The 18,467-nt window shown below is 65.8% G+C and carries 17 protein-coding genes and 1 tRNA gene; 11 read left to right on the forward strand and 7 right to left on the reverse strand.

Features of this window, described 5'->3' with window-relative positions:
• Positions 1-111: 111 nt before the first annotated feature.
• The 3 genes from BMX43_RS05305 to epmA form a co-directional block, all read right to left on the reverse strand.
• A complete protein-coding gene (locus BMX43_RS05305; protein ID WP_091298066.1) occupies positions 112-1,218 on the reverse strand; it encodes a TRAP transporter substrate-binding protein in 1,107 nt (368 codons plus the stop codon).
• Between the two features lie 241 nt (positions 1,219-1,459).
• Positions 1,460-2,737 (reverse strand): hemolysin family protein, encoded by a 1,278-nt coding sequence (locus BMX43_RS05310; protein ID WP_091298069.1) that lies wholly within the window; start codon positions 2,735-2,737, stop codon positions 1,460-1,462.
• An 88-nt stretch (positions 2,738-2,825) separates the two neighbouring features.
• A complete protein-coding gene (gene epmA / locus BMX43_RS05315) occupies positions 2,826-3,875 on the reverse strand; it encodes an EF-P lysine aminoacylase EpmA (protein WP_091298073.1) in 1,050 nt (349 codons plus the stop codon).
• Positions 3,876-3,992: 117 nt separating this feature from the next.
• Between epmA and efp the strand changes: the two genes are divergently transcribed.
• Positions 3,993-4,559 (forward strand): elongation factor P, encoded by a 567-nt coding sequence (gene efp, locus BMX43_RS05320; protein ID WP_091298079.1) that lies wholly within the window; start codon positions 3,993-3,995, stop codon positions 4,557-4,559.
• Between the two features lie 146 nt (positions 4,560-4,705).
• Here the strand turns inward: efp and tig are convergent, their stop codons facing one another.
• Complete coding sequence (tig, locus tag BMX43_RS05325) at positions 4,706-6,040, reverse strand: trigger factor (RefSeq protein WP_091298083.1); 1,335 nt, start codon at positions 6,038-6,040, stop codon at positions 4,706-4,708.
• Between the two features lie 22 nt (positions 6,041-6,062).
• Positions 6,063-6,147: transfer RNA gene (locus BMX43_RS05330), tRNA-Leu, on the reverse strand.
• Between the two features lie 236 nt (positions 6,148-6,383).
• On the opposite strand from BMX43_RS05330, the gene BMX43_RS05335 reads away from it, so the two are divergent.
• On the forward strand, positions 6,384-6,869 hold the full coding sequence (locus BMX43_RS05335; protein WP_091298087.1) for a Hint domain-containing protein: 486 nt from the start codon (positions 6,384-6,386) through the stop codon (positions 6,867-6,869).
• 49 nt (positions 6,870-6,918) lie between these two features.
• Here the strand turns inward: BMX43_RS05335 and BMX43_RS05340 are convergent, their stop codons facing one another.
• The gene (locus BMX43_RS05340) at positions 6,919-8,457 is read right to left on the reverse strand and encodes an NAD(P)H-hydrate dehydratase (protein WP_342711198.1); all 1,539 of its coding nucleotides are present in this window, start codon (positions 8,455-8,457) and stop codon (positions 6,919-6,921) included.
• Between the two features lie 176 nt (positions 8,458-8,633).
• Here BMX43_RS05340 and BMX43_RS05345 point away from each other — a divergent pair, with 176 nt between their 5' ends.
• The 4 genes from BMX43_RS05345 (at position 8,634) to BMX43_RS05360 (ending at position 13,279) form a co-directional block, all read left to right on the forward strand.
• Positions 8,634-8,972 carry a P-II family nitrogen regulator gene (locus tag BMX43_RS05345; protein WP_091298093.1) on the forward strand — a complete coding sequence of 113 codons (339 nt, stop codon included), beginning with the start codon at positions 8,634-8,636 and terminating at the stop codon, positions 8,970-8,972.
• A gap of 74 nt (positions 8,973-9,046) precedes the next feature.
• Positions 9,047-10,456: a type I glutamate--ammonia ligase gene (gene glnA / locus BMX43_RS05350; protein WP_091299042.1), complete on the forward strand. Its 1,410-nt coding sequence runs from the start codon at positions 9,047-9,049 to the stop codon at positions 10,454-10,456.
• Between the two features lie 227 nt (positions 10,457-10,683).
• Positions 10,684-11,490 (forward strand): hypothetical protein, encoded by an 807-nt coding sequence (locus BMX43_RS05355; RefSeq protein WP_139201528.1) that lies wholly within the window; start codon positions 10,684-10,686, stop codon positions 11,488-11,490.
• Between the two features lie 214 nt (positions 11,491-11,704).
• On the forward strand, positions 11,705-13,279 hold the full coding sequence (locus BMX43_RS05360; protein ID WP_175482028.1) for a phosphoethanolamine transferase: 1,575 nt from the start codon (positions 11,705-11,707) through the stop codon (positions 13,277-13,279).
• Positions 13,280-13,286: 7 nt separating this feature from the next.
• On the opposite strand, the gene BMX43_RS05365 is transcribed toward BMX43_RS05360, so the two are convergent.
• Positions 13,287-14,069: a heme-dependent oxidative N-demethylase family protein gene (locus BMX43_RS05365; RefSeq protein WP_245749378.1), complete on the reverse strand. Its 783-nt coding sequence runs from the start codon at positions 14,067-14,069 to the stop codon at positions 13,287-13,289.
• 112 nt (positions 14,070-14,181) lie between these two features.
• Between BMX43_RS05365 and BMX43_RS19980 the strand changes: the two genes are divergently transcribed.
• The 5 genes from BMX43_RS19980 to BMX43_RS05385 all read left to right on the forward strand — a co-directional run bounded on the left by BMX43_RS19980 (position 14,182) and on the right by BMX43_RS05385 (position 18,461).
• Entirely contained in the window at positions 14,182-14,448 is a 267-nt protein-coding gene (locus tag BMX43_RS19980) for a putative hemolysin (protein WP_217643937.1), read from the forward strand.
• Between the two features lie 145 nt (positions 14,449-14,593).
• Positions 14,594-15,898, forward strand: coding sequence for an adenylosuccinate lyase (purB, locus tag BMX43_RS05375; RefSeq protein ID WP_091298103.1), 1,305 nt, complete (start codon positions 14,594-14,596; stop codon positions 15,896-15,898).
• Between the two features lie 137 nt (positions 15,899-16,035).
• Positions 16,036-16,179, forward strand: coding sequence for a hypothetical protein (locus BMX43_RS19755; protein ID WP_175482029.1), 144 nt, complete (start codon positions 16,036-16,038; stop codon positions 16,177-16,179).
• A 57-nt stretch (positions 16,180-16,236) separates the two neighbouring features.
• Positions 16,237-17,310: a flagellar motor switch protein FliG gene (locus tag BMX43_RS05380; RefSeq protein ID WP_091298106.1), complete on the forward strand. Its 1,074-nt coding sequence runs from the start codon at positions 16,237-16,239 to the stop codon at positions 17,308-17,310.
• Positions 17,311-17,594: 284 nt separating this feature from the next.
• Entirely contained in the window at positions 17,595-18,461 is an 867-nt protein-coding gene (locus tag BMX43_RS05385; protein ID WP_091298110.1) for a DMT family transporter, read from the forward strand.
• Positions 18,462-18,467: the final 6 nt, after the last annotated feature.

Here is an 18,467-nt window from a genome sequence, read left to right on the forward strand (position 1 = left end):
GGCGGCCCTGCGGGGCCGCCCTTTTTCATGCGCGTGCCCTGCCCGCACCAGACAACAAAAAACCCCCGGCAGACGCGCTGCCGGGGGCATGTCTTGCGACAGGCGGAAAGCTTACAGCTTGCCCGCGTTCTGCTGCATCATCATGAACGTGTCATAGTTGTACTCGGCGATCTGCGCCCAGGTATAGTTCTCCGACCGGAACGCCTTGATCGAGCCCCACAGCTTGGCAAAAGCCGGGTTCGACGCTTCCATTTCCGCATAAACGGCATTGGCGGCATCGAAGCAGGCGCTCAGGATCTCGGGCGAGAACGGACGCAGTTGCGCACCATTGGCCACCAGCGATTTGATCGCCGTTGGGTTCTTGAAATCATACAGTTGCAGCATGTTGGCATCGACGCCCTGGCAAACCGAGCGCAGCAGCGCCTGATAGGCCGGGGGCAGCGCCTCGTAAGCCTTCTTGCCGAACATGAAGTGAACCGTCGGGCCACCTTCCCACCAGCCGGGATAGTAGTAATACGGCGCCACCTTGTAGAAGCCGAGCTTTTCGTCGTCATAGGGGCCAACCCATTCCGACGCGTCGATGGTGCCCTTTTCCAGCGCCGGATAGATGTCGCCGCCGGCGATCTGCTGCGGCACCACGCCAAGGCGTTCCATGATCTTGCCGGCAAAGCCGCCGACACGCATCTTCAGGCCCTGCATGTCGGCAACGGTGTTGATTTCCTTGCGGAACCAGCCGCCCATCTGCACGCCGGTATTGCCGCCCGGCAGCGCGAAGATGTTCTTGTCGGCAAGGAATTCGTTATACAGGTCGATCCCGCCGCCGTGGTAGTGCCAGGCATTGATGCCGCGCGCCGACAGCGAGAACGGCACCGCCGCCGCCACAGCCCAGCTCGGGTCCTTGCCCCAGTAATAGTAACCCACCGTGTGGCAGGCCTCGATATTCCCGGCCGAGACTTCATCCGCGGCCTGCAGGCCGGGGACAAGCTCGCCCGCCGGAAAGACCTGAATCTGGAAATTGCCATCGGTCGCTTCCGACATGCGCTTCGACAGAACTTCGGCCGCGCCGAAGATGGTGTCCAGCGACTTCGGGAACGACGAGGTCAGGCGCCAGGTCACCTTCGGTGCGGTCTGGGCGATGACGGGGGCCGCCAGCGTCGTGGCGGCTGCGGCACCCGCACCGCCGATCGCAGCCTTCGTCAGAAATGAACGACGATCCATGAATTCCTCCCTTGGTGGTCAAACTTGGTCTGGTCACATGTGCTGGGGAAAGGCGCTGCCGCTCCCCCGACAGGTGCGGGAAACTTGGCATGGCAAACCCCGTCTGTCCAGAGCCGCGAGGCACGCAAGCGCTTATTCCGCAAGGGAAACTACATCACATTCAGGGCAGGTGGACGCACCGCCGCAGCCGCGCGGCGGGCCTGCCCATGTGCTGGGCACTCGCCCGCAAAACAGGCGCCGTTCAGGCGCTGCGCGACACCAGCAGCTTGTCGATCCGCCGCCCGTCCAGATCGATCACCTCGATCCGCCAGCCCTCCAGCAACACCCGGTCGCCGGTCACCGGCAGGGTGCCCATCGTGTCGATCACCAGCCCTGCCACCGTCTCGAAATCGCGGTCCGACCGCAGGCTCAGGCCCAGCCGGTCGGCGAATTCGTCCACCGGCATCCAGCCCGCCACCAGCAGTGAGCCGTCCTCCCGCTCCACCAGTTTCGGCTCGTCCTCGGTCGCGTCGGTGAAGCCGCCGGTGATCGCCTCCAGCACGTCCATCGGGGTGATGATCCCCTCGAAATGGCCGTATTCGTCATAGACCAGAACCATATGCGCCGCCGCGCCGCGCAGCGCCTCGATCACGTCCAGCGCGCCCATGCCGTCGCGCACCACCGGCGTCTCGATCAGATGCGCCCGCACATCGGTGCCGCCGCGCTGTGCCGTGGTACCCAGAAAATCGCGCGCATGCAGCACGCCGATCACATTGTCCGGCTCGCCTTCCTTCACCGCAAGGCGCGAATGGCGGCTGTCGCGGAAGCGGCGGATGATGGTTTGCGAACTGTCGTTCACATCGACCAGATCCACCTCGTGGCGCGGCGTCATCAGGCCGCGTGCCGTGCGGTCGGCGATGCGCATCACCCCCGCGATCATCTCGGTTTCCGCCTTGTCCATCACCCCGGCGCTTTCCGCCTCAGAGATGACCAGCTTCACTTCCTCATCGCTCATCGTGCTGTCAGAGACGCCCGTTTGCCCCAGCACCCGCAACAGCAGCCGCCCCGAACGGTCCAGCAGCCAGACCAGCGGCGCGCCGATCCGCGCGATCCACAGCATGACGACCGCCACCTTCGCCGCCACCGCCTCGGGCGCGCGCAGCGCGATCTGCTTGGGCACCAGTTCGCCCACGATCAGCGACAGATAGGTGATCGCCACCACGACCGAGCCAACCCCCAAAGGCTGCGCCAGCGCCGGTGAAAGCCCCAGCTCCAGCAGCGCCCCCGACAGACGCGCGCCCAGCGTAGCGCCGGAAAACGCACCCGACAGCACGCCGACCAGCGTGATGCCGATCTGCACCGAAGACAGAAACCGCCCCGGATGTTCCGCCAGCCGCATCGCCACCATGGCCCCGCGCGAGCCGCGGTCGGCCATGACCTTCAGCCGCGCAGTGCGGGCCGACACGATGGCGAGTTCTGACATCGCCAGACCTCCGTTCACCAGCGTGAGCAGGAAGACGACAGCGATTTCGAAATACATGTGGGGTGCGCCGCAAACGCCGGGCCGGGCCGGCAGGGGCTACAGAATAGGGCCGATGCCCGCGCATGGCCAGAGCAGATTACAGCGATCAGCGGGCAAGCGGCGTCCAGATCACGTCATCGATGCGCGGCGCGGCGGTGGCCAGCATCACCAGCCGGTCAAACCCCAGCGCAATGCCGCTGGCCGGGGGCATCAGCGCCAGCGCCGCCAGAAAATCTTCATCCAGCGGATAGCGCTCGCCATAGACGCGCTGTTTCTCGTCCATCTCGATCTCGAAGCGGCGGCGCTGTTCGGCGGGGTTGGTCAACTCGCCAAAGCCATTGGCCAGCTCTACCCCGCAGGCATACAGCTCGAACCGTTCCGCCACGCGGGCATCATCGGGGGCGGGCCGCGCCAGCGCCGCCTCGGCTGCCGGATAGCGATCCAGAATCGTGGCGCGGCCATGGCCCAGATGCGGCTCCACCTTCTCCACCAGCACGCGGCTCAGCAGGTCGGACCAGGTATCATCCGCCGCATGGCGCAGCCCCACCGCATCCATCTGCGCCGCCAGCGCCGCGGCATCGGTGGCCCCGTCCGGCCCGATGGTCGCCAGCAGGTCGATCCCGGCATGGCGGGCAAAGGCTTCGGCCACCGACACCCGTTCCGGCGCCGCGAAAGGATCACAGTCCACGCCGCGATAGCGCAGCACCGTGCTGCCCGCCGCCTCGGCCGCCAGCCGCAGGAAATCGGCGCAATCCTGCATCAGCACCGTGTACTCCTCGCCCACGCGATACCATTCCAGCATGGTGAATTCGGGGCTGTGCCGGTCGCCCCGCTCGCGGTTGCGCCAGACATGGGCGAAGGCGGCGATCCGCTTCTCGCCTGCCGCCAGCAGCTTCTTCATCGCGAACTCGGGCGAGGTGTGCAGATACATCCGCCGCCCCTGCCCGTCATTGCCGATGGCCTCGGTCGCAAATCCGTGCAGATGCGCCTCGTTGCCGGGGCTGACCTGCAGCGCCGCCGGGTCCACCTCGATGAAATCGCGCGCCGCCAGCCAGCCGCGGATCGCCCCCTGAATCCGGTTGCGCGCCAGCAGCGCCGCGCGCCGCCCCTCATGCACCTCGGGCCTCCACCACGGCGTTGCGTCGGATCGGGTCATTTTCGGCCTCTTTCGGCTGGAAATCATGCGCAATAGGCGTTAAGAGCAGCGCGATTGCGCTGTCTAAGCCGCCCGCCGCGGCCTGACAAGCCCGCCAGACAACCAAGGACAGACCCCGTGAAAGTCATCGCATCCTCGCTTCGCAAAGGCAATGTCGTCGAGATGGACGGCAAGCTCTATGCCGTTCTGAAAGCCGAAAACTTCCACCCCGGCAAAGGCACGCCGACCACCTCGGTCGATATGCGCCGCATTTCCGACGGGGTGAAGGTCGCCGAACGCTGGCGCACCACCGAAATGGTGGAAAAGGCCACGGTGGACGAACGCGAATACGACTTCCTCTATGAAGACGGCGAAGGCTTCCACTTCATGGACCCGAACACCTATGAACAGCTGGTCGCAACCCCCGATGTCGTGGGCGATGACAATGTGTTCCTGACCGACGGCATCAAGGTCTACCTGCGCACCTTCGAAGGCGTGCCGATCGCCATCGAACTGCCGCAACGTGTGGTGGTCGAAATCTCCGAGACCGAGCCGGTGGTGAAGGGGCAGACCGCCTCCTCCTCCTACAAACCGGCGATCTGCTCCAACGGCATCCGCGTGATGGTCCCGCCGCATATCGGCGCGGGCACCCGCATCGTGATCAACACCGAAGACCGCAGCTATCAGGAACGCGCGAAGGATTGATCCTTTCCGCCTGACCGCCCTTGCACCGCCCGGCCCGCACAGGCCGGGCGTTTTCTTTTGCGCAGGCCCCACCAGCCACCGAAACCGCGCAACGAAAAAGGGCCGCACCTTCCGGTGCGGCCCCCAATTTCCCGAAGGAAAAGCGATCAGAGCTCGTCCAGCGCCTCGATGGCCTTCTGCAGATCTTCTTTCGACACTTCCTTGTCGGTCACCTTGGCGCCTGCCACGATGAAATCGACAACCTTGTCTTCGAAGATCGGCGCGCGCAGTTGCTGCTGCATCTGGGCGTTCTTCTGCACGAATTCGAAGAAGGCGCGCTCCTGGCCCGGATACTGACGCGCCTGCGCCAGAACCGCCTGGGTCATCTCGGCATCGGTCACCTGCACGTCGGCCTTGCGGCCCACTTCGGCCAGCAGCAGACCAAGGCGCACGCGGCGCTCGGCCAGCGCCTTGTGCTCGTCGGTGGTTTCGACGTTGCCGTGATTGTGGTCATGCACGTCCGGGTGCTCTTCGTGCCACAGCTGATGCGCGATCTGCGCGGCTTCGGCTTCCACCAGCGCCGCCGGCAGGTCGAATTTCACCAGCGCATCCAGCTGATCCAGCAGCGAGCGTTTCAGCACGGCCCGGGCAGCGCCCTTGTATTCGGCTTCCAGACGTTCCGAAATCTGGCCCTTCAGCGCGGCCAGATCTTCGGCGCCGAACTTCTTGGCCAGCTCATCGTCGATCTCGGCAGCTTTCGGCGCCTTCACCGATTTCACGGTGCAGGCGAACACCGCCGCCTTGCCCGCCAGATGCGCGGCACCATAGCTGTCCGGGAAGGACACGTTCACCGAAACCTCGTCGCCTTCCTTGGCGCCGACCAGTTGCTCTTCAAAGCCCGGAATGAACGAGCCCGAACCCAGCACCAGCGGATAGTCTTCCGCCGAACCGCCCTCGAACAGCTCGCCATCAACCGACCCCTTGAAGTCGATCACGATCTGATCGCCGTCCTTGGCCTTGGAGCCTTTCTTGCGGTCCTCGAACGCTTTCGCGGTATCGGCCAGGTTCTTCAGCGCTTCTTCGACGGCGGCCTCTTCGGCCTTCACCACCAGACGCTCCAGCACCACGGCCGAAGCATCGACCTCCGGGATCGGCGGCAGGGCTTCGTAGGACATCTCGACCACGACATCCTGGCCTTCTTTCCACTCTTCGCCGGCAACCATCTTCACTTCCGGCTGCAGCGCCGGACGGTCGCCCGAGGCGTCGAAATGCGATTTCATCGCGGCGTCGATCGCATCCTGCATCGCGTCGCCCAGAAGGCGCGGGCCGAACTGCTTGCGCAGCATCGCCATCGGCACCTTGCCCTTGCGGAAGCCCTTCATCTCGATCTCGGGCTGGGCCTCGATCAGCTTTTCCTGGACCTTCGCGTCCAGTTCCGCCGCCGTCACCGTGATGGTGTAGCCGCGCTTCAGACCTTCGTTCAGGGTCTCGGTGACCTGCATGTTCCGTCCTTCTCAATCTCTCTGGTGCGGGTGGAGGGACTTGAACCCCCACGCCTCGCGGCGCCAGAACCTAAATCTGGTGCGTCTACCAATTTCGCCACACCCGCTATTTCTCAAAACGCGCCCGGCCCGGCCCTCGCAGGCCAAGGCCGGACGCGCCCTGAAAATCCGCGCCCTTCTAACAAAGCCCCGCGCGGTATGCGAGGGAAAAATCGAGGGTGGCCGATGCGCATCACCCGGCCCAAACCGCAAGGCCGCCCACAGAATGACCTCGCAGGGGGCACATTCCTGCCATAATCTGACTGAAAAAATGAGCAGACGATAAAAAACGCAGGTATAACCCATGTCCAACGCGACTCTGGGGCACTCCGGGGGCGAAGGCGCCCCGGCTGGCCATGCCATCCATCGGTCCGGTCTGACCGCGGGGATTCCCGTGCTGACGCTGGACGGCGCAATTCCGGTGGAATTCCTGTGCCCCGGCGACCGCATCATCACCCGCGACGGCGCGCGCAGCCTGCGTGGCATCTCCGTCTCGGCCTCGCCCGCCGCCATGGTGCGGGTCTGCGCCTCCACCATCGGGGTCGAACAGCCCGAGGATGACATGGTGATCACCGCCGAAACCTGCATCCTCGTGCGCGACTGGCGCGCCCGCGCGCTGCGCGGCTGCGATCAGGCCGCCATCCCCGCCGCCCGGCTGATCGACGGCGAATATATCCGGGCCGAGCCTGCCAGCGACGCCCGCATCTTCACGCTGGAATTCGACGCCCCAGTGGTGATCTATGCCGGTGGGCTGGAACTGGCGCTAACCCCAGCCCCTGTTGTAGCCTAAGCCGCGACATAGCTGGAAGGCCGCAAGCCCGCCCCCAAGGCGGGCTTTCCTATGTCACCCCCAGCGCCCGGAACACCGCCGGAATCCGCTCCGGCAGATCCTCGGCAATCAGCCCCGGCCCGAACGCCCGCGCCGCCTCCACATGCAGCCAGGCGCCCCGGCAGGCCGCCTCGAACGGGCGCTGCCCGCGCGCCAGCAGCCCCGTGATGATCCCGGCCAGCACATCGCCCGCCCCCGCCGTGGCCAGCCAGGGCGCCGCCCGGTCGCGCAGCGCCGCGTTGATCTCGCAGCGCCCATCCGGCGCGGCAATCACCGTATCGGCGCCTTTCAGCAGCACCACACAGCCCGCCCGCGCCGCCGCTGCGCGCACCACATCCACCTTTGACACCGCGACGCCCTCGCCCGGTTCCGCCGCCAGCCGCGCCGCCAGATCGGGGAACAACCGCTCAAACTCGCCCCCATGCGGCGTCAGCACGCAATCGCCATGCAGCGCCGCAAACAGCGCAGGGTCACGCCCGATCAGCGTCAGCGCATCGGCATCCAGCACCACCGGGCGCGCACCTGAAGCCAAGGCAGCCGCCACCAGTTCCGCCCGGTCCAGCCCCAGCCCCGGCCCCAGACACAGCGCATTGATCCGCGCATCCGCCAGCAGTGCCGCCAGCCCCTCTGCCCCGTCCACCGCGCGCAGCATCACCGCCTCCAGCCGCGCCGCATGTTCCGCCTGTGCCGCAACCGGCGCGCCCAGCGTCACCAACCCCGCGCCGACCCGCAGCGCCGCCCGCGCCGCCAGCCGCGCCGCGCCGCCGCGCCCCGGCCCGCCCGCCAGCACCAGCGCATGACCATGCGCAAACTTGTGCCCGCCCGCCTTGCTGAAATCGGCCGCCGACCCCGCCGTAAGCTCCACCACCGCCGCACCCTCTGCCTGCATCAACGCCGCAAGCTCACCCTCCAGCCCGATCGGCACCACCACCAGATCCCCGCTCAGCGCGCCGCCCTCGGCCAGCATATGCCCCAGCTTCGGCGCCTCGAAGGTCACCGTCAGATCGGCGGCGCGTTCGATATAGCCGCCCTCGGCGCGCACCCGCCCGCTATCGGCGCAAAGCCCGGTGAGAATATCCACCGCCACGATCGGGCAACCAGAGGCCACCGCCATATCCAGCGCGCCCCAGATCCCCGGCGCGATGTCGCGCGCAAGCCCGGTGCCGAACAGCGCATCCACCACCACCGGCGTACCCTCAAGCCCCGCCCAGTCCAGCGCGCTCAGCGGCAGCACCGCCCCGCCCCACAGCGCCCGCATCGCCCGCGCATCCGGCGTGCTGCTTTCCGCCAGCGCATGAACCGCCACCGCCCAGCCCGCGTCCTGCAACAGCCGCGCCACCACATAGCCGTCGCCGCCATTGTTGCCCGGCCCGCACAGCACCACCGCCCGCCGCCGCCCGCCCTGCTCTGGCCCCGTCCAGCGCGCCAGAATCGCCGCCGTCACCCCGGCCCCGGCCCGCTCCATCAGCACCAGCCCGCTGACCCGCCCGCGGCTCATCGCGTTTCGCTCGATGGCGCGCATTTGGGCAGCGCTGAGAACTTCGGTCACTTTTCGATCCATATCGTTTTCATTCAGCCTAATTTGAATCCGTTACGCACATTTTTTGACCACTTTTCCGCAATTCCCGGCGAAACCACGCGCAAGACCCAGCCTAGCCAATTGTCCCGTCCGCAGGGAAGTGGTCACTGGCTATCGAGATGCATTTGCACGCGGGGGAGTCGGCAGTGAAGAAGATCGAGGCGATCATCAAGCCCTTCAAGCTCGATGAAGTGAAAGAGGCGCTGCAGGAGGCCGGGATTCAGGGCCTCTCCGTGACCGAGGTCAAAGGGTTCGGGCGCCAGAAGGGCCATACCGAACTGTATCGCGGCGCCGAATATGTCGTCGATTTTCTGCCCAAGGTGAAGATCGAGGTCGTCCTCACCGACGACATGGTCGAAGTTGCGGTTGACGCCATCATCTCCGCCGCGCGCACTGACAAGATCGGCGACGGCAAGATCTTCATCTCGCCCGTCGAACAGGCCATCCGCATCCGCACCGGCGAAACCGGCGACGACGCGGTCTGACCCCGTTTTCCTGAACACCGGGCAACCCGGCAACGGGCGGCCCAGACGAAACACCCCAACCGAAAGGCAGCATGATGAGCGCAGTTGCAAAAGCTCTGAAACTGATCAAGGACGAGGAGATCGAGTATGTCGATGTCCGCTTCACCGACCCCAAGGGCAAGCTTCAGCACGTCACGCTGATCGCCGATCTTGCGGATGAAGACTTCTTTGAAGAAGGCTTCATGTTCGACGGTTCGTCGATCGCCGGCTGGAAGTCCATCGACCAGTCCGACATGAAGCTCATCCCCGATGCTTCCTCGGTCTATATCGACCCCTTCTATGCCGAAAAAACCCTCTGCGTGCATTGCGACGTGGTCGAGCCGGACACCGGCGAAGCCTATGACCGTTGCCCGCGCCAGATCGCCAAGAAGGCCGAAGCCTACCTGAAATCTTCGGGCATCGGCGATGCGGCCTATTTCGGCCCCGAGGCTGAATTCTTCATCTTCGACGACGTGCGCTATTCGGTCACGCCGCAGAAAGTGTCGTATCAGATCGACGCAGAAGCCGCGGCCTGGAACACCGACAAAGAGATCGAAGGCGGCAACCTCGCGCATCGTGCCCCGCACAAGGGCGGCTACTTCCCGGTCAACCCGGTGGACGAAGCCCAGGACCTGCGCGGCGAGATGCTGTCCACCATGAAGCGCATGGGCATCAAGGTTGACAAGCACCACCACGAAGTGGCGACCTGCCAGCACGAACTCGGCATGATCTTCGGCGGTCTGGTCGAACAGGCCGACAACATCCAGAAGTACAAATACGTCATCCACAACGTCGCGGCCGCCTATGGCAAGACCGTGACCTTCATGCCGAAGCCCATGAAGGGCGACAACGGCTCGGGGATGCACGTCAACATGTCGATCTGGAAGGACGGCAAGCCGCTGTTCGCCGGTGACAAATATGCCGACCTGTCGCAAGAGGCCCTGTGGTTCATCGGCGGCATCCTGACCCACGCCAAGGCGCTCAACGCCCTGACGAACCCGTCCACCAACTCCTACAAGCGCCTGATCCCCGGCTTTGAAGCCCCGGTTCTGCGCGCGTATTCGGCCCGCAACCGCTCGGGTTGCGTCCGTATTCCGTGGACCGAATCGCCGAAAGCCAAGCGCGTCGAAGCCCGTTTCCCCGATCCGGCTGCGAACCCCTATCTGGCGTTTGCCGCGCTGATGATGGCCGGCCTCGACGGCATCAAGAACAAGATCGACCCGGGCCCGGCTTCCGACAAGGATCTCTACGATCTGCCGCCGGAAGAACTGGCCGCGATCCCCACCGTCTGCGGTTCGCTGCGCGAAGCGCTGGAAGAGCTGGAAAAGGACATGGACTTCCTGCTCGCCGGTGGCGTGTTCGAGAAGTCGCAACTTGAAGCCTACATGGCGCTCAAGTGGGAAGAGGTCTATGCCTACGAGCATACGCCCCACCCGGTCGAATATGCGATGTACTACTCCTGCTGATCTGCGGATCGGTCTGGATGGAAAGGGCGCCTTCGGGCGCCCTTTCTGCATCTGCAGCCGAGTCTCTGCCCTCGTCTCTTCGATTTCGTTAACTTTCTGTTCATCTCTGTGGCCAAACTCGGGCAGAATCAGGAAAATTTACCCTGATTTAACCGCTTTCCACTCAACTTAAGGGCACATTTCATCTCCAGATTGGAAACTGTAGAAATTCTGTCGGAGTAGATGCCATGCGGGCTTTGCCGAACAGTATGATTGCCCAGCTTTTGTATGCTGACGAAACCTATCTGAACTTCGCCCGCCTCGTGGGCGAGATCGACCTGCATCTGGCGCGCCATTGCGAGGGTAGCCACCGGCTGGGATGGGACAGCGACGAAGTGGCGTGGTTCGATATCGGCAACCGCCGTATCCTGATCGCCCGTGCCGATCCCGCGCCCGAGGGCTATTGCGCCTGCCTGACCGTCGCCGCCGGTCCGGCCCCCTATGACCGCTTTGCCCGGGGCGAAGCCTGCATTGCCGCCGATCCGCGCAAGCTTTGTGCGCAACTGGTGGAAAGCGTGCTGCGCCACAACCCGACCGACACCATCGTCTGGCAGGACAGCAGCGCCCCGCTCGATGCCGAACTGGTCGATGCCCTGGTCGAACTGATCCCGCCGCGCGCGGAAATCGACGCGATCACTGGCGCCGACAAGGCCGCCTCTGGCCCCGGCACCCGCAAGGGCGATGCCGCCAACAGCCGCCCCCACCTTCCGGCGGTCGATCTTGAAAAGCTGCACCGCGTCCGCGCGGCGCTGTATAACGAAGACGAAACCGGCAAGCCGCTTGCCGAACCTCCCTCCACCCAGCTCCGCCTTGCTACCCATGCGCTCAACTGCACGATGCTGGTGGTCTATATGCCGGTCGGGGCCGCGATGATGACCTACAGCATGTTGCGGGGCGAGGATTTCTCGGCCAGCGCAAGGGCCATGGCGCTGACCGCCGCCGCACTGGGCTTCATCCAGTCCGGCCTCGGCGCGCAGCTGACCTCCCTGCTCTGACCCCCGTCACGGGGGTGGGAGAGCCTCCGTGACGGCGAAATCCCTCTGCAACTCAGGTTGCAGAGGGGGGGGTTCGCACCCATCGGGGCATGGTCTTGCGACCCGATCCCGCCCATCCCTGCGGCAACGCGCGTCCCGCGCCTGCCCAAGGATCCCCGTCACAATGCCCTCCCTGCCTTCCCGGCCCGCACCTGCGCCGCGCGGCGCATCCGGCGTGTCAGCCCTGTTGCTGATCCTGCTCTGCACGCTGTTCATGATGGCCACCGCCAACGCCACCTTCTGGGGCCATGCTTGGCGCATCTTCGCCGACAGCCCGCGCGCGCTGCTGACCTTCACCGCCGCGATCTTCTGCCTGACCTTCGCGATGATGCTGCTGCTGGCCAACCGCTGGCTGGTGAAACCGGCGATGATCCTGCTCCTGCTGCTCGCGGCCGCCTCGGGCTGGTTTCAGGATCAGATGGGCGTGGTGATCGACCGCGAGATGATCCAGAACGTCGTCAACACCACCACGACCGAGGCGAGCCACCTGCTCACCCTCCCCTATGCCCTGCACATGGCGCTGTTCGGCGTCCTGCCCGCGCTGGTTGTCGCCTTCCTGCCGCTGAAACGCGAACGTGCCCTGCCCAAGACGCTGCGCATCGTCGGCCTGTCCGCCCTCAGCTTCACCCTCTGCATCGGCCTGCTGCTCAGCGATTATGCCCGCTTTGCCGCCGTGTTCCGCGAACAGAAAGAGCTGATGACCAGCTATCAGCCCGGCGCCCCGGTCGAAGGCATGGTCAGCTATGTGAAGATGATGCTGCGCGCGGGCAATGGCGTGGCAACCGCCTGGGGGCTGGATGCGAAAACCCGGCCCGGTGCAAAGCCGCGCCTCACCGTGTTCATGCTGGGCGAAACCTCACGCGTGCAGAACTGGGCGCTGGCGGGTTACGCCCGCGACACCAACCCCGAACTGGCCAAACGCGACATCACCTTCTTCGCCGATACCACCGCCTGCGGCACTTCCACCGCCGTCTCGGTGCCCTGCATGTTTTCCGGCTTTGGAGAAAAAGAATACAGCTATTCCAAGGCGGTGCGCCGCGAAAACCTGCTCGACATCCTGCGCCACGCCGGACAGGACGTGATCTGGTGGGATCTCAACACCGGCTCGCAGGGCGTGGCGAAACGGGTGGGCGAGGAACATCTGGGCAAAAACCCCGATCCCGCGCTGTGCCCCACCGGCGAATGCACCGACGAGCTGCTGGTGAACCGCCTGTCTGCGCTGATGCCGACGCTCACCCGCGATACCGTGGTGGTGCTGCATACCATCGGCAGCCACGGCCCGTCCTACTACCTGCGCTACCCGCCCGAAGGTGCCCGTTTCACCCCCACCTGCGACACCGGCGAATTTGCCCGATGCAACGCCGACCAGATCGTCAACACCTATGACAACACCATCGCCTGGACCGACCATGTGATCGCGCTGATGATCGACCGGCTGGCGGCACAGGACCGGCTGGACACCAGCCTGATCTACGCCTCCGATCACGGCGAATCACTGGGTGAGGATGGGCTGTGGCTGCATGGCGCCCCGCGCTTCATGGCACCCGAGGTGCAGACCAAGGTGCCGATGCTGCTCTGGCTGTCCGATGACGCCCGCGCGCGCCTGCCCGGTGCCATCCCTTGCCTCGCGCAAAAGGCCCGCCTGCCGCAATCGCATGACGCAATCTTCCCGACGGTCCTTGCCCTTGCCGGTGTCACCACCGCGGTTGCCAATCCGGCGCAAGACCTGACCCATTGCGCGGCCAGCTAGCGCCGCCTCACAGCCCCGCCGCCGCCAGCCCTGCCCGCGCCTCGGGTTCCAGATCCTCCAGCCGCACCAGATAGGTGTGGATGGAAAACACCACGGCGCGACTGACCGGCAGGCGCAGCAGGCATTGCCGCTCGGACCGCAGATAGAGCCGGGCCACCGGCGGCGGGCGGCGCGCGCCTTCCGGGCGCGGCTGGAACAGCGCCGGGTCGTCATAGACCAGCGCATTCATCCGCCACAGCGCCTGCTCGGGCCGGATCGCATCGAACAGCCGCTGCACCCGCCGCGCCACATCGGCATCATAATGCTCCACCGGCGCATGGATGCGCGTCATCGGCCGCCCCAGCTTTTCCGCCAGCGTCCAGCTTGCCGGAAAGCACAGGATCGCGCCGGTCAGCAGATGTTCGTCGCCCGTCCGCTCCAGCAGGCACAAATCCTCCTGCACCAGCCGCCCGGCGGTCAGCAGCGGCTGCCCCCGGTCCAGCGCCACAAGCCCGCCATCGGGGCGCAACACCTCGTCCACCCCGACGCGGTAACCCTCGGTCCCGGCGATCTTGCCCAGCACCCGGTCCAACAATTCCTCTGCCGCAGGCCGCGCGCTGTCCAGCAGCCCATGCACCAGCCCCGGCGCGTCGCGCATCCGCGCCTCGCGCTCGGCCATCTGGCCCGCAAACGCGTCATCGACGCGCAGCCAGTCGTCGCCCTCCACCGGCAGAATGCCGGGCAGGCGCCACAGGCGCGGGTCCATCCACGGGGCGACAGGCAGGCGGGATTGCAGGATCGGCTGTTGCATGGGCAAAACCCTAACCGCCTGCCGCGCCAAGGGCCAGAGCCCTCGGTTTCGCTTGCGCCCGCCCGGCATCTCGCCCATATTTTGCCATATTCCGTTGGATCGGAGCTTTCCCTTGACCCATTCTTTCCGGCTTCTCGGCCTTGTTTTCCTGCTCTGCCCCCTCGCCCTTGCGGGCTGCGGCGGATCGAACAGCACCACCTCGACCGCCAGTCAGGGCCGCTGGGCCAGCATGGCCACCCCCGGCGCGCGCTATTGCGCCGAACTGGGCGGCAAGCTGGAACTGCGCCGCGAACAGGCGGGCGAGGCCGGCTATTGCCATATGCCCGACGGATCGGTGGTCGAGGAATGGAAGCTCTACAAGGGCAAGAACAGCCTCTGACCGCCGATGATCCGCCTGCGGCGGAACGCCTCCGGCGGGAGTATTTTTTCCAGGATGAAAAGGCGGATCGGGGCTTTGGCTTGAATGACGGGTGGGATGCGTCTAAGGGGGCGCAACCCCTGTTGTCCTGAGGAAAGTCCCGCCGATGATCCCGCGCTATTCCCGCCCCGAAATGGTCGCCATCTGGTCGCCCGAGACCAAGTTCAAGATCTGGTACGAGATCGAGGCCCATGCCTGCGACGCACAGGTCGCGCTTGGCGTGATCCCCAAGGCCAATGCCGAGGCGGTGTGGCGCGCGAAAGACGTGCAGTTCGACGTGGCCCGCATCGACGAGATCGAGGCCGTCACCAAACATGACGTGATCGCCTTCCTCACCCATCTGGCCGAACATATCGGCAGCGACGACGCGCGTTTCGTCCATCAGGGCATGACCTCGTCGGACGTGCTGGACACCACGCTGAACGTGCAGCTGGTGCGCGCCACCGACCTGCTGCTGGCGGGCATGGACCGGGTTCTGGCCGCGCTGAAGGCCCGCGCGTTCGAGCACAAGGACACCGTGCGCATCGGCCGCAGCCATGGCATCCATGCCGAGCCGACCACGATGGGCCTGACCTTCGCCCGCTTCTATGCCGAAATGGCGCGCGGCCGCGCCCGTCTGCAGGCGGCCCGCGCCGAAATCGCCACCGGCGCGATTTCCGGCGCCGTCGGCACCTTCGCCAATATCGACCCGGCGGTCGAAGAGCATGTCTGCAAGATGCTGGGCCTGACGCCCGAGCCGATCAGCACGCAGGTCATCCCGCGCGACCGTCATGCGATGTATTTCGCCGTGCTGGGGGTGATCGCCTCCTCCATCGAGAATATCGCCATCGAAATCCGCCACATGCAGCGCACCGAGGTGCTGGAGGCGGAAGAGTTCTTCAGCCCCGGCCAGAAGGGCTCGTCGGCGATGCCGCACAAGCGCAACCCGGTGCTGACCGAAAACCTGACCGGCCTTGCCCGTCTGGTGCGCATGTCGGTGATCCCGGCGCTGGAAAACGTGGCGCTCTGGCATGAACGCGACATCAGCCATTCCTCGGTCGAACGCGCGATTGGCCCCGACACCACGATCACGCTGGATTTCGCGCTGCACCGTCTGGCGGGCGTGGTGGAAAAGCTGGTGATCTACCCCGAAAACATGCTGCGCAACATGAACAAGTTCAAAGGTCTGGTCATGTCGCAGCGCGTGCTGCTGGCGCTGACGCAGGCGGGCGTGTCGCGCGAAGACAGCTATCGTCTGGTGCAGCGCAACGCGATGAAGGTCTGGGAAAAGGGCGCCGATTTCAAGACCGAGCTTCTGGCCGACCCGGAAGTGACCGCCGCCCTTTCCCCCGCCGAGATCGAGGAGAAATTCGATCTGGGCTATCACACCAAACATGTGGACACGATCTTTGCGCGGGTGTTCGGCGCCTGACAAGGGCGCTCCATGATCGGGAAATCTCAGGGGGCGTGCCGCAAGGCGCGCCCCTTTGCCATGGCCGCCCTGCGGCTTTGCCGCAGCGCCGCGCATGATTCCGTGCTATCCTTCCCCGATAGACCGGAGCAAACGCCATGCGCCTCATCCCCCTTCTGCTGTTCTCCCTGCTTCTGCCCGTCCCCGTCCTGGCGCAAAGCTGCGACGACGCGCCCAAGACCTGCGCGCCCGGCAGCCAGTGGAACGAAACCACGAAAAGCTGCGAAACCGTCTCCAGCTAAGCCGCTGTTAACCCGCGCCTGCCACCCTGCCCCAGACCCACGGACTCAGGAGGCGACATGGCGCAGGCGCTTGCACGGATCAAACCGGCCCGGATCGGCCTGCCCGCCCCCGCGCAAGCGGTGGGCGTGCCGCTGTCCCGGCGCCAGAAAGCCGCGATCATCGTGCGGCTGATGCTGTCGGAAGGCACGCCGATCCCCATCGCGGGCCTGCCCGAAGGCCTGCAGGCCGAACTGGCGCAGCAGATCGGCCGGATGCGGCTGGTGGACCGCGACACGCTGCAGCATGTCGTGGCGGAATTCATGGCCGAACTGGAACAGGTCGGCCTGTCCTTCCCCGGCGGGCTGGAAGGTGCGCTGGCGATGATGGACGGGCATCTGTCCACCGCCACCGCCAGCCGCCTGCGCCGCACCATCGGCCTGCGCCCCGATGCCGATCCGTGGGACCGGATCACCGCGCTGCCGCCCGAAACCCTGCATCCGGTGCTGGAGGAGGAAAGCACCGAAATCGCCGCCGTGCTGCTGTCGAAACTGCCGGTGCAGAAGGCCGCCACCCTGCTGGGCAAACTGCCCGGCGAAAAGGCGCGCCGCGTGGCCTTCGCCATGTCGCATACCGGCAATGTCGATCCGCAGACCGTGCGCCGCATCGGCGTCTCGCTGCTGACCCAGTTTGACAACCTGCCCGCCCGTGCCTTCGACATCGGCCCGGTCGAACGGGTGGGCGCCATCCTCAACGTCTCGCCGGAACTGACGCGCGAAGATGTGCTGCGCGGGCTGGAAGAGGCGGATGCCGGATTCGCCGAACGGGTGCGCCGCGCGATCTTCACCTTTGCCCACCTGCCGCAGCGCCTGTTGCCACGCGATGTGCCCAAACTGACCCGCGCGGTGGACCAGCCGACCCTTGTCACCGCCCTGGCCGGGGCACAGACGCAGACCGACCGTCTGGCCGCCGCCGAATTCATCCTCGCCAATATCTCGCAACGCATGGCACAGGCCCTGCGCGAAGAAATTGCCGAACGCGGCAAGGTCAAGGACAAGGACGCCGAGGCGGCGATGAACCAGATCGTGTCAGCCGTCCGCCGGCTGGAGGCCGACCGCGAACTCACCCTGATCGCCGACGAGGAGGAGGAATGACCCCGGCGCCACAGGCCCCCCACGGCCTTCACGCCTGAACAGGGGGCTGGCGACGCGCCTGATGCTTCGCACATGCGCCCGCATCGCCCACCGGCACAAGCCAACGCAACCACCTTTCTTCTTTGCCAAAATACCCCCGCCGGAGGCAACCGCCCCGGCGGGGCCGCAAGGCCGCGCCGGGGCAAGACGCCTTGCGCCGCAGGCGCTCTATTTGATCACATTGCCAAGCCCGCCTTGCCGCCCCCGGCCAAAGCCCCTAGGGTCACCGCAACCGGAGGTATCCCATGCCGCAGACAGACACCGGGCGCGGCATCCTGCTGATGCTGCTCGCCATCGCCACCTTCACCTCGATGGATGCGCTCGCCAAGACGCTGATCGCCAGCTACCCGCCATTGCAGGTGGTCTGGGCGCGCTATACCGGGCAAACCGTCATCGTGGCGCTGGTCTTCCTGCCGCGCCTTGGCCGCCTGCTGCGCACCCGCTATCCCGGCCTGCAGGCGCTGCGCTCCTTGCTGCAATTCGGCGCCACCGCCTTTTTCTTCTTCAGCCTTGGCCATATCGGCCTGGCCGAAGCCACCGCGATCACCGACCTGAACCCCGTGCTCATCACGCTGGGCGCCGCGCTGTTTCTGGGCGAAAAGCTCGGCCCCCGCCGCCTGATTGGCGTCTTTGTCGCATTGACCGGCGCGCTGATCATCATCCGCCCCGGTGCCGGGGTGTTTCAGCCCGCCGCCCTGCTGCCGCTGTGCTGTGCGCTGTGCTATGCCGGGTTCGCGCTGGCCACCCGCCATGTCGGGCGCGACGAATCCCCTTCCACCTCGCTGATCTATTCGGCGCTGTTCGGCACCCTCGTCACCTCGGCCCTGCTGCCCTTCGTCTGGGTGCCGATCGCCCGCGCCGATCTCTGGGCCTTCCTGCTGATCGGTGTGCAAGGCTCGGTCGCGCAATTCTTCCTGATCCGCGCCTTCACCATTGCCGAGGCCTCGGCCATCGCCCCCTTCGGCTATGTCGGCATCGTCTTTGCCACCGGCTGGGGCATCCTGCTGTTCGACGAATGGCCCGATCTGTGGACGGTGGTCGGCGCCCTTGTGATCGCGGGGGCCGGCATCTATGTCTGGCACCGCGAGGCGCGCATCGCCCGTGCCACCTGAACCACC

It is taken from the genome of Gemmobacter aquatilis (assembly GCF_900110025.1).
Taxonomy (GTDB): domain Bacteria; phylum Pseudomonadota; class Alphaproteobacteria; order Rhodobacterales; family Rhodobacteraceae; genus Gemmobacter; species Gemmobacter aquatilis.

What these genes read in the sequence shown, in the direction of transcription:
- BMX43_RS05305 (WP_091298066.1), bottom strand. Translation starts at nt 1,218, where the DNA reads ATGGATCGTCGTTCATTTCTGACGAAGGCTGCGATCGGCGGTGCGGGT.
- tig (WP_091298083.1), bottom strand. Translation starts at nt 6,040, where the DNA reads ATGCAGGTCACCGAGACCCTGAACGAAGGTCTGAAGCGCGGCTACACC.
- BMX43_RS05335 (WP_091298087.1), top strand. Translation starts at nt 6,384, where the DNA reads ATGTCCAACGCGACTCTGGGGCACTCCGGGGGCGAAGGCGCCCCGGCT.
- BMX43_RS05380 (WP_091298106.1), top strand. Translation starts at nt 16,237, where the DNA reads ATGGCGCAGGCGCTTGCACGGATCAAACCGGCCCGGATCGGCCTGCCC.
- epmA (WP_091298073.1), bottom strand. Translation starts at nt 3,875, where the DNA reads ATGACCCGATCCGACGCAACGCCGTGGTGGAGGCCCGAGGTGCATGAG.
- BMX43_RS05365 (WP_245749378.1), bottom strand. Translation starts at nt 14,069, where the DNA reads ATGCAACAGCCGATCCTGCAATCCCGCCTGCCTGTCGCCCCGTGGATG.
- purB (WP_091298103.1), top strand. Translation starts at nt 14,594, where the DNA reads ATGATCCCGCGCTATTCCCGCCCCGAAATGGTCGCCATCTGGTCGCCC.
- BMX43_RS05310 (WP_091298069.1), bottom strand. Translation starts at nt 2,737, where the DNA reads ATGTATTTCGAAATCGCTGTCGTCTTCCTGCTCACGCTGGTGAACGGA.
- BMX43_RS05385 (WP_091298110.1), top strand. Translation starts at nt 17,595, where the DNA reads ATGCCGCAGACAGACACCGGGCGCGGCATCCTGCTGATGCTGCTCGCC.
- glnA (WP_091299042.1), top strand. Translation starts at nt 9,047, where the DNA reads ATGAGCGCAGTTGCAAAAGCTCTGAAACTGATCAAGGACGAGGAGATC.
- BMX43_RS05355 (WP_139201528.1), top strand. Translation starts at nt 10,684, where the DNA reads ATGCGGGCTTTGCCGAACAGTATGATTGCCCAGCTTTTGTATGCTGAC.
- BMX43_RS19755 (WP_175482029.1), top strand. Translation starts at nt 16,036, where the DNA reads ATGCGCCTCATCCCCCTTCTGCTGTTCTCCCTGCTTCTGCCCGTCCCC.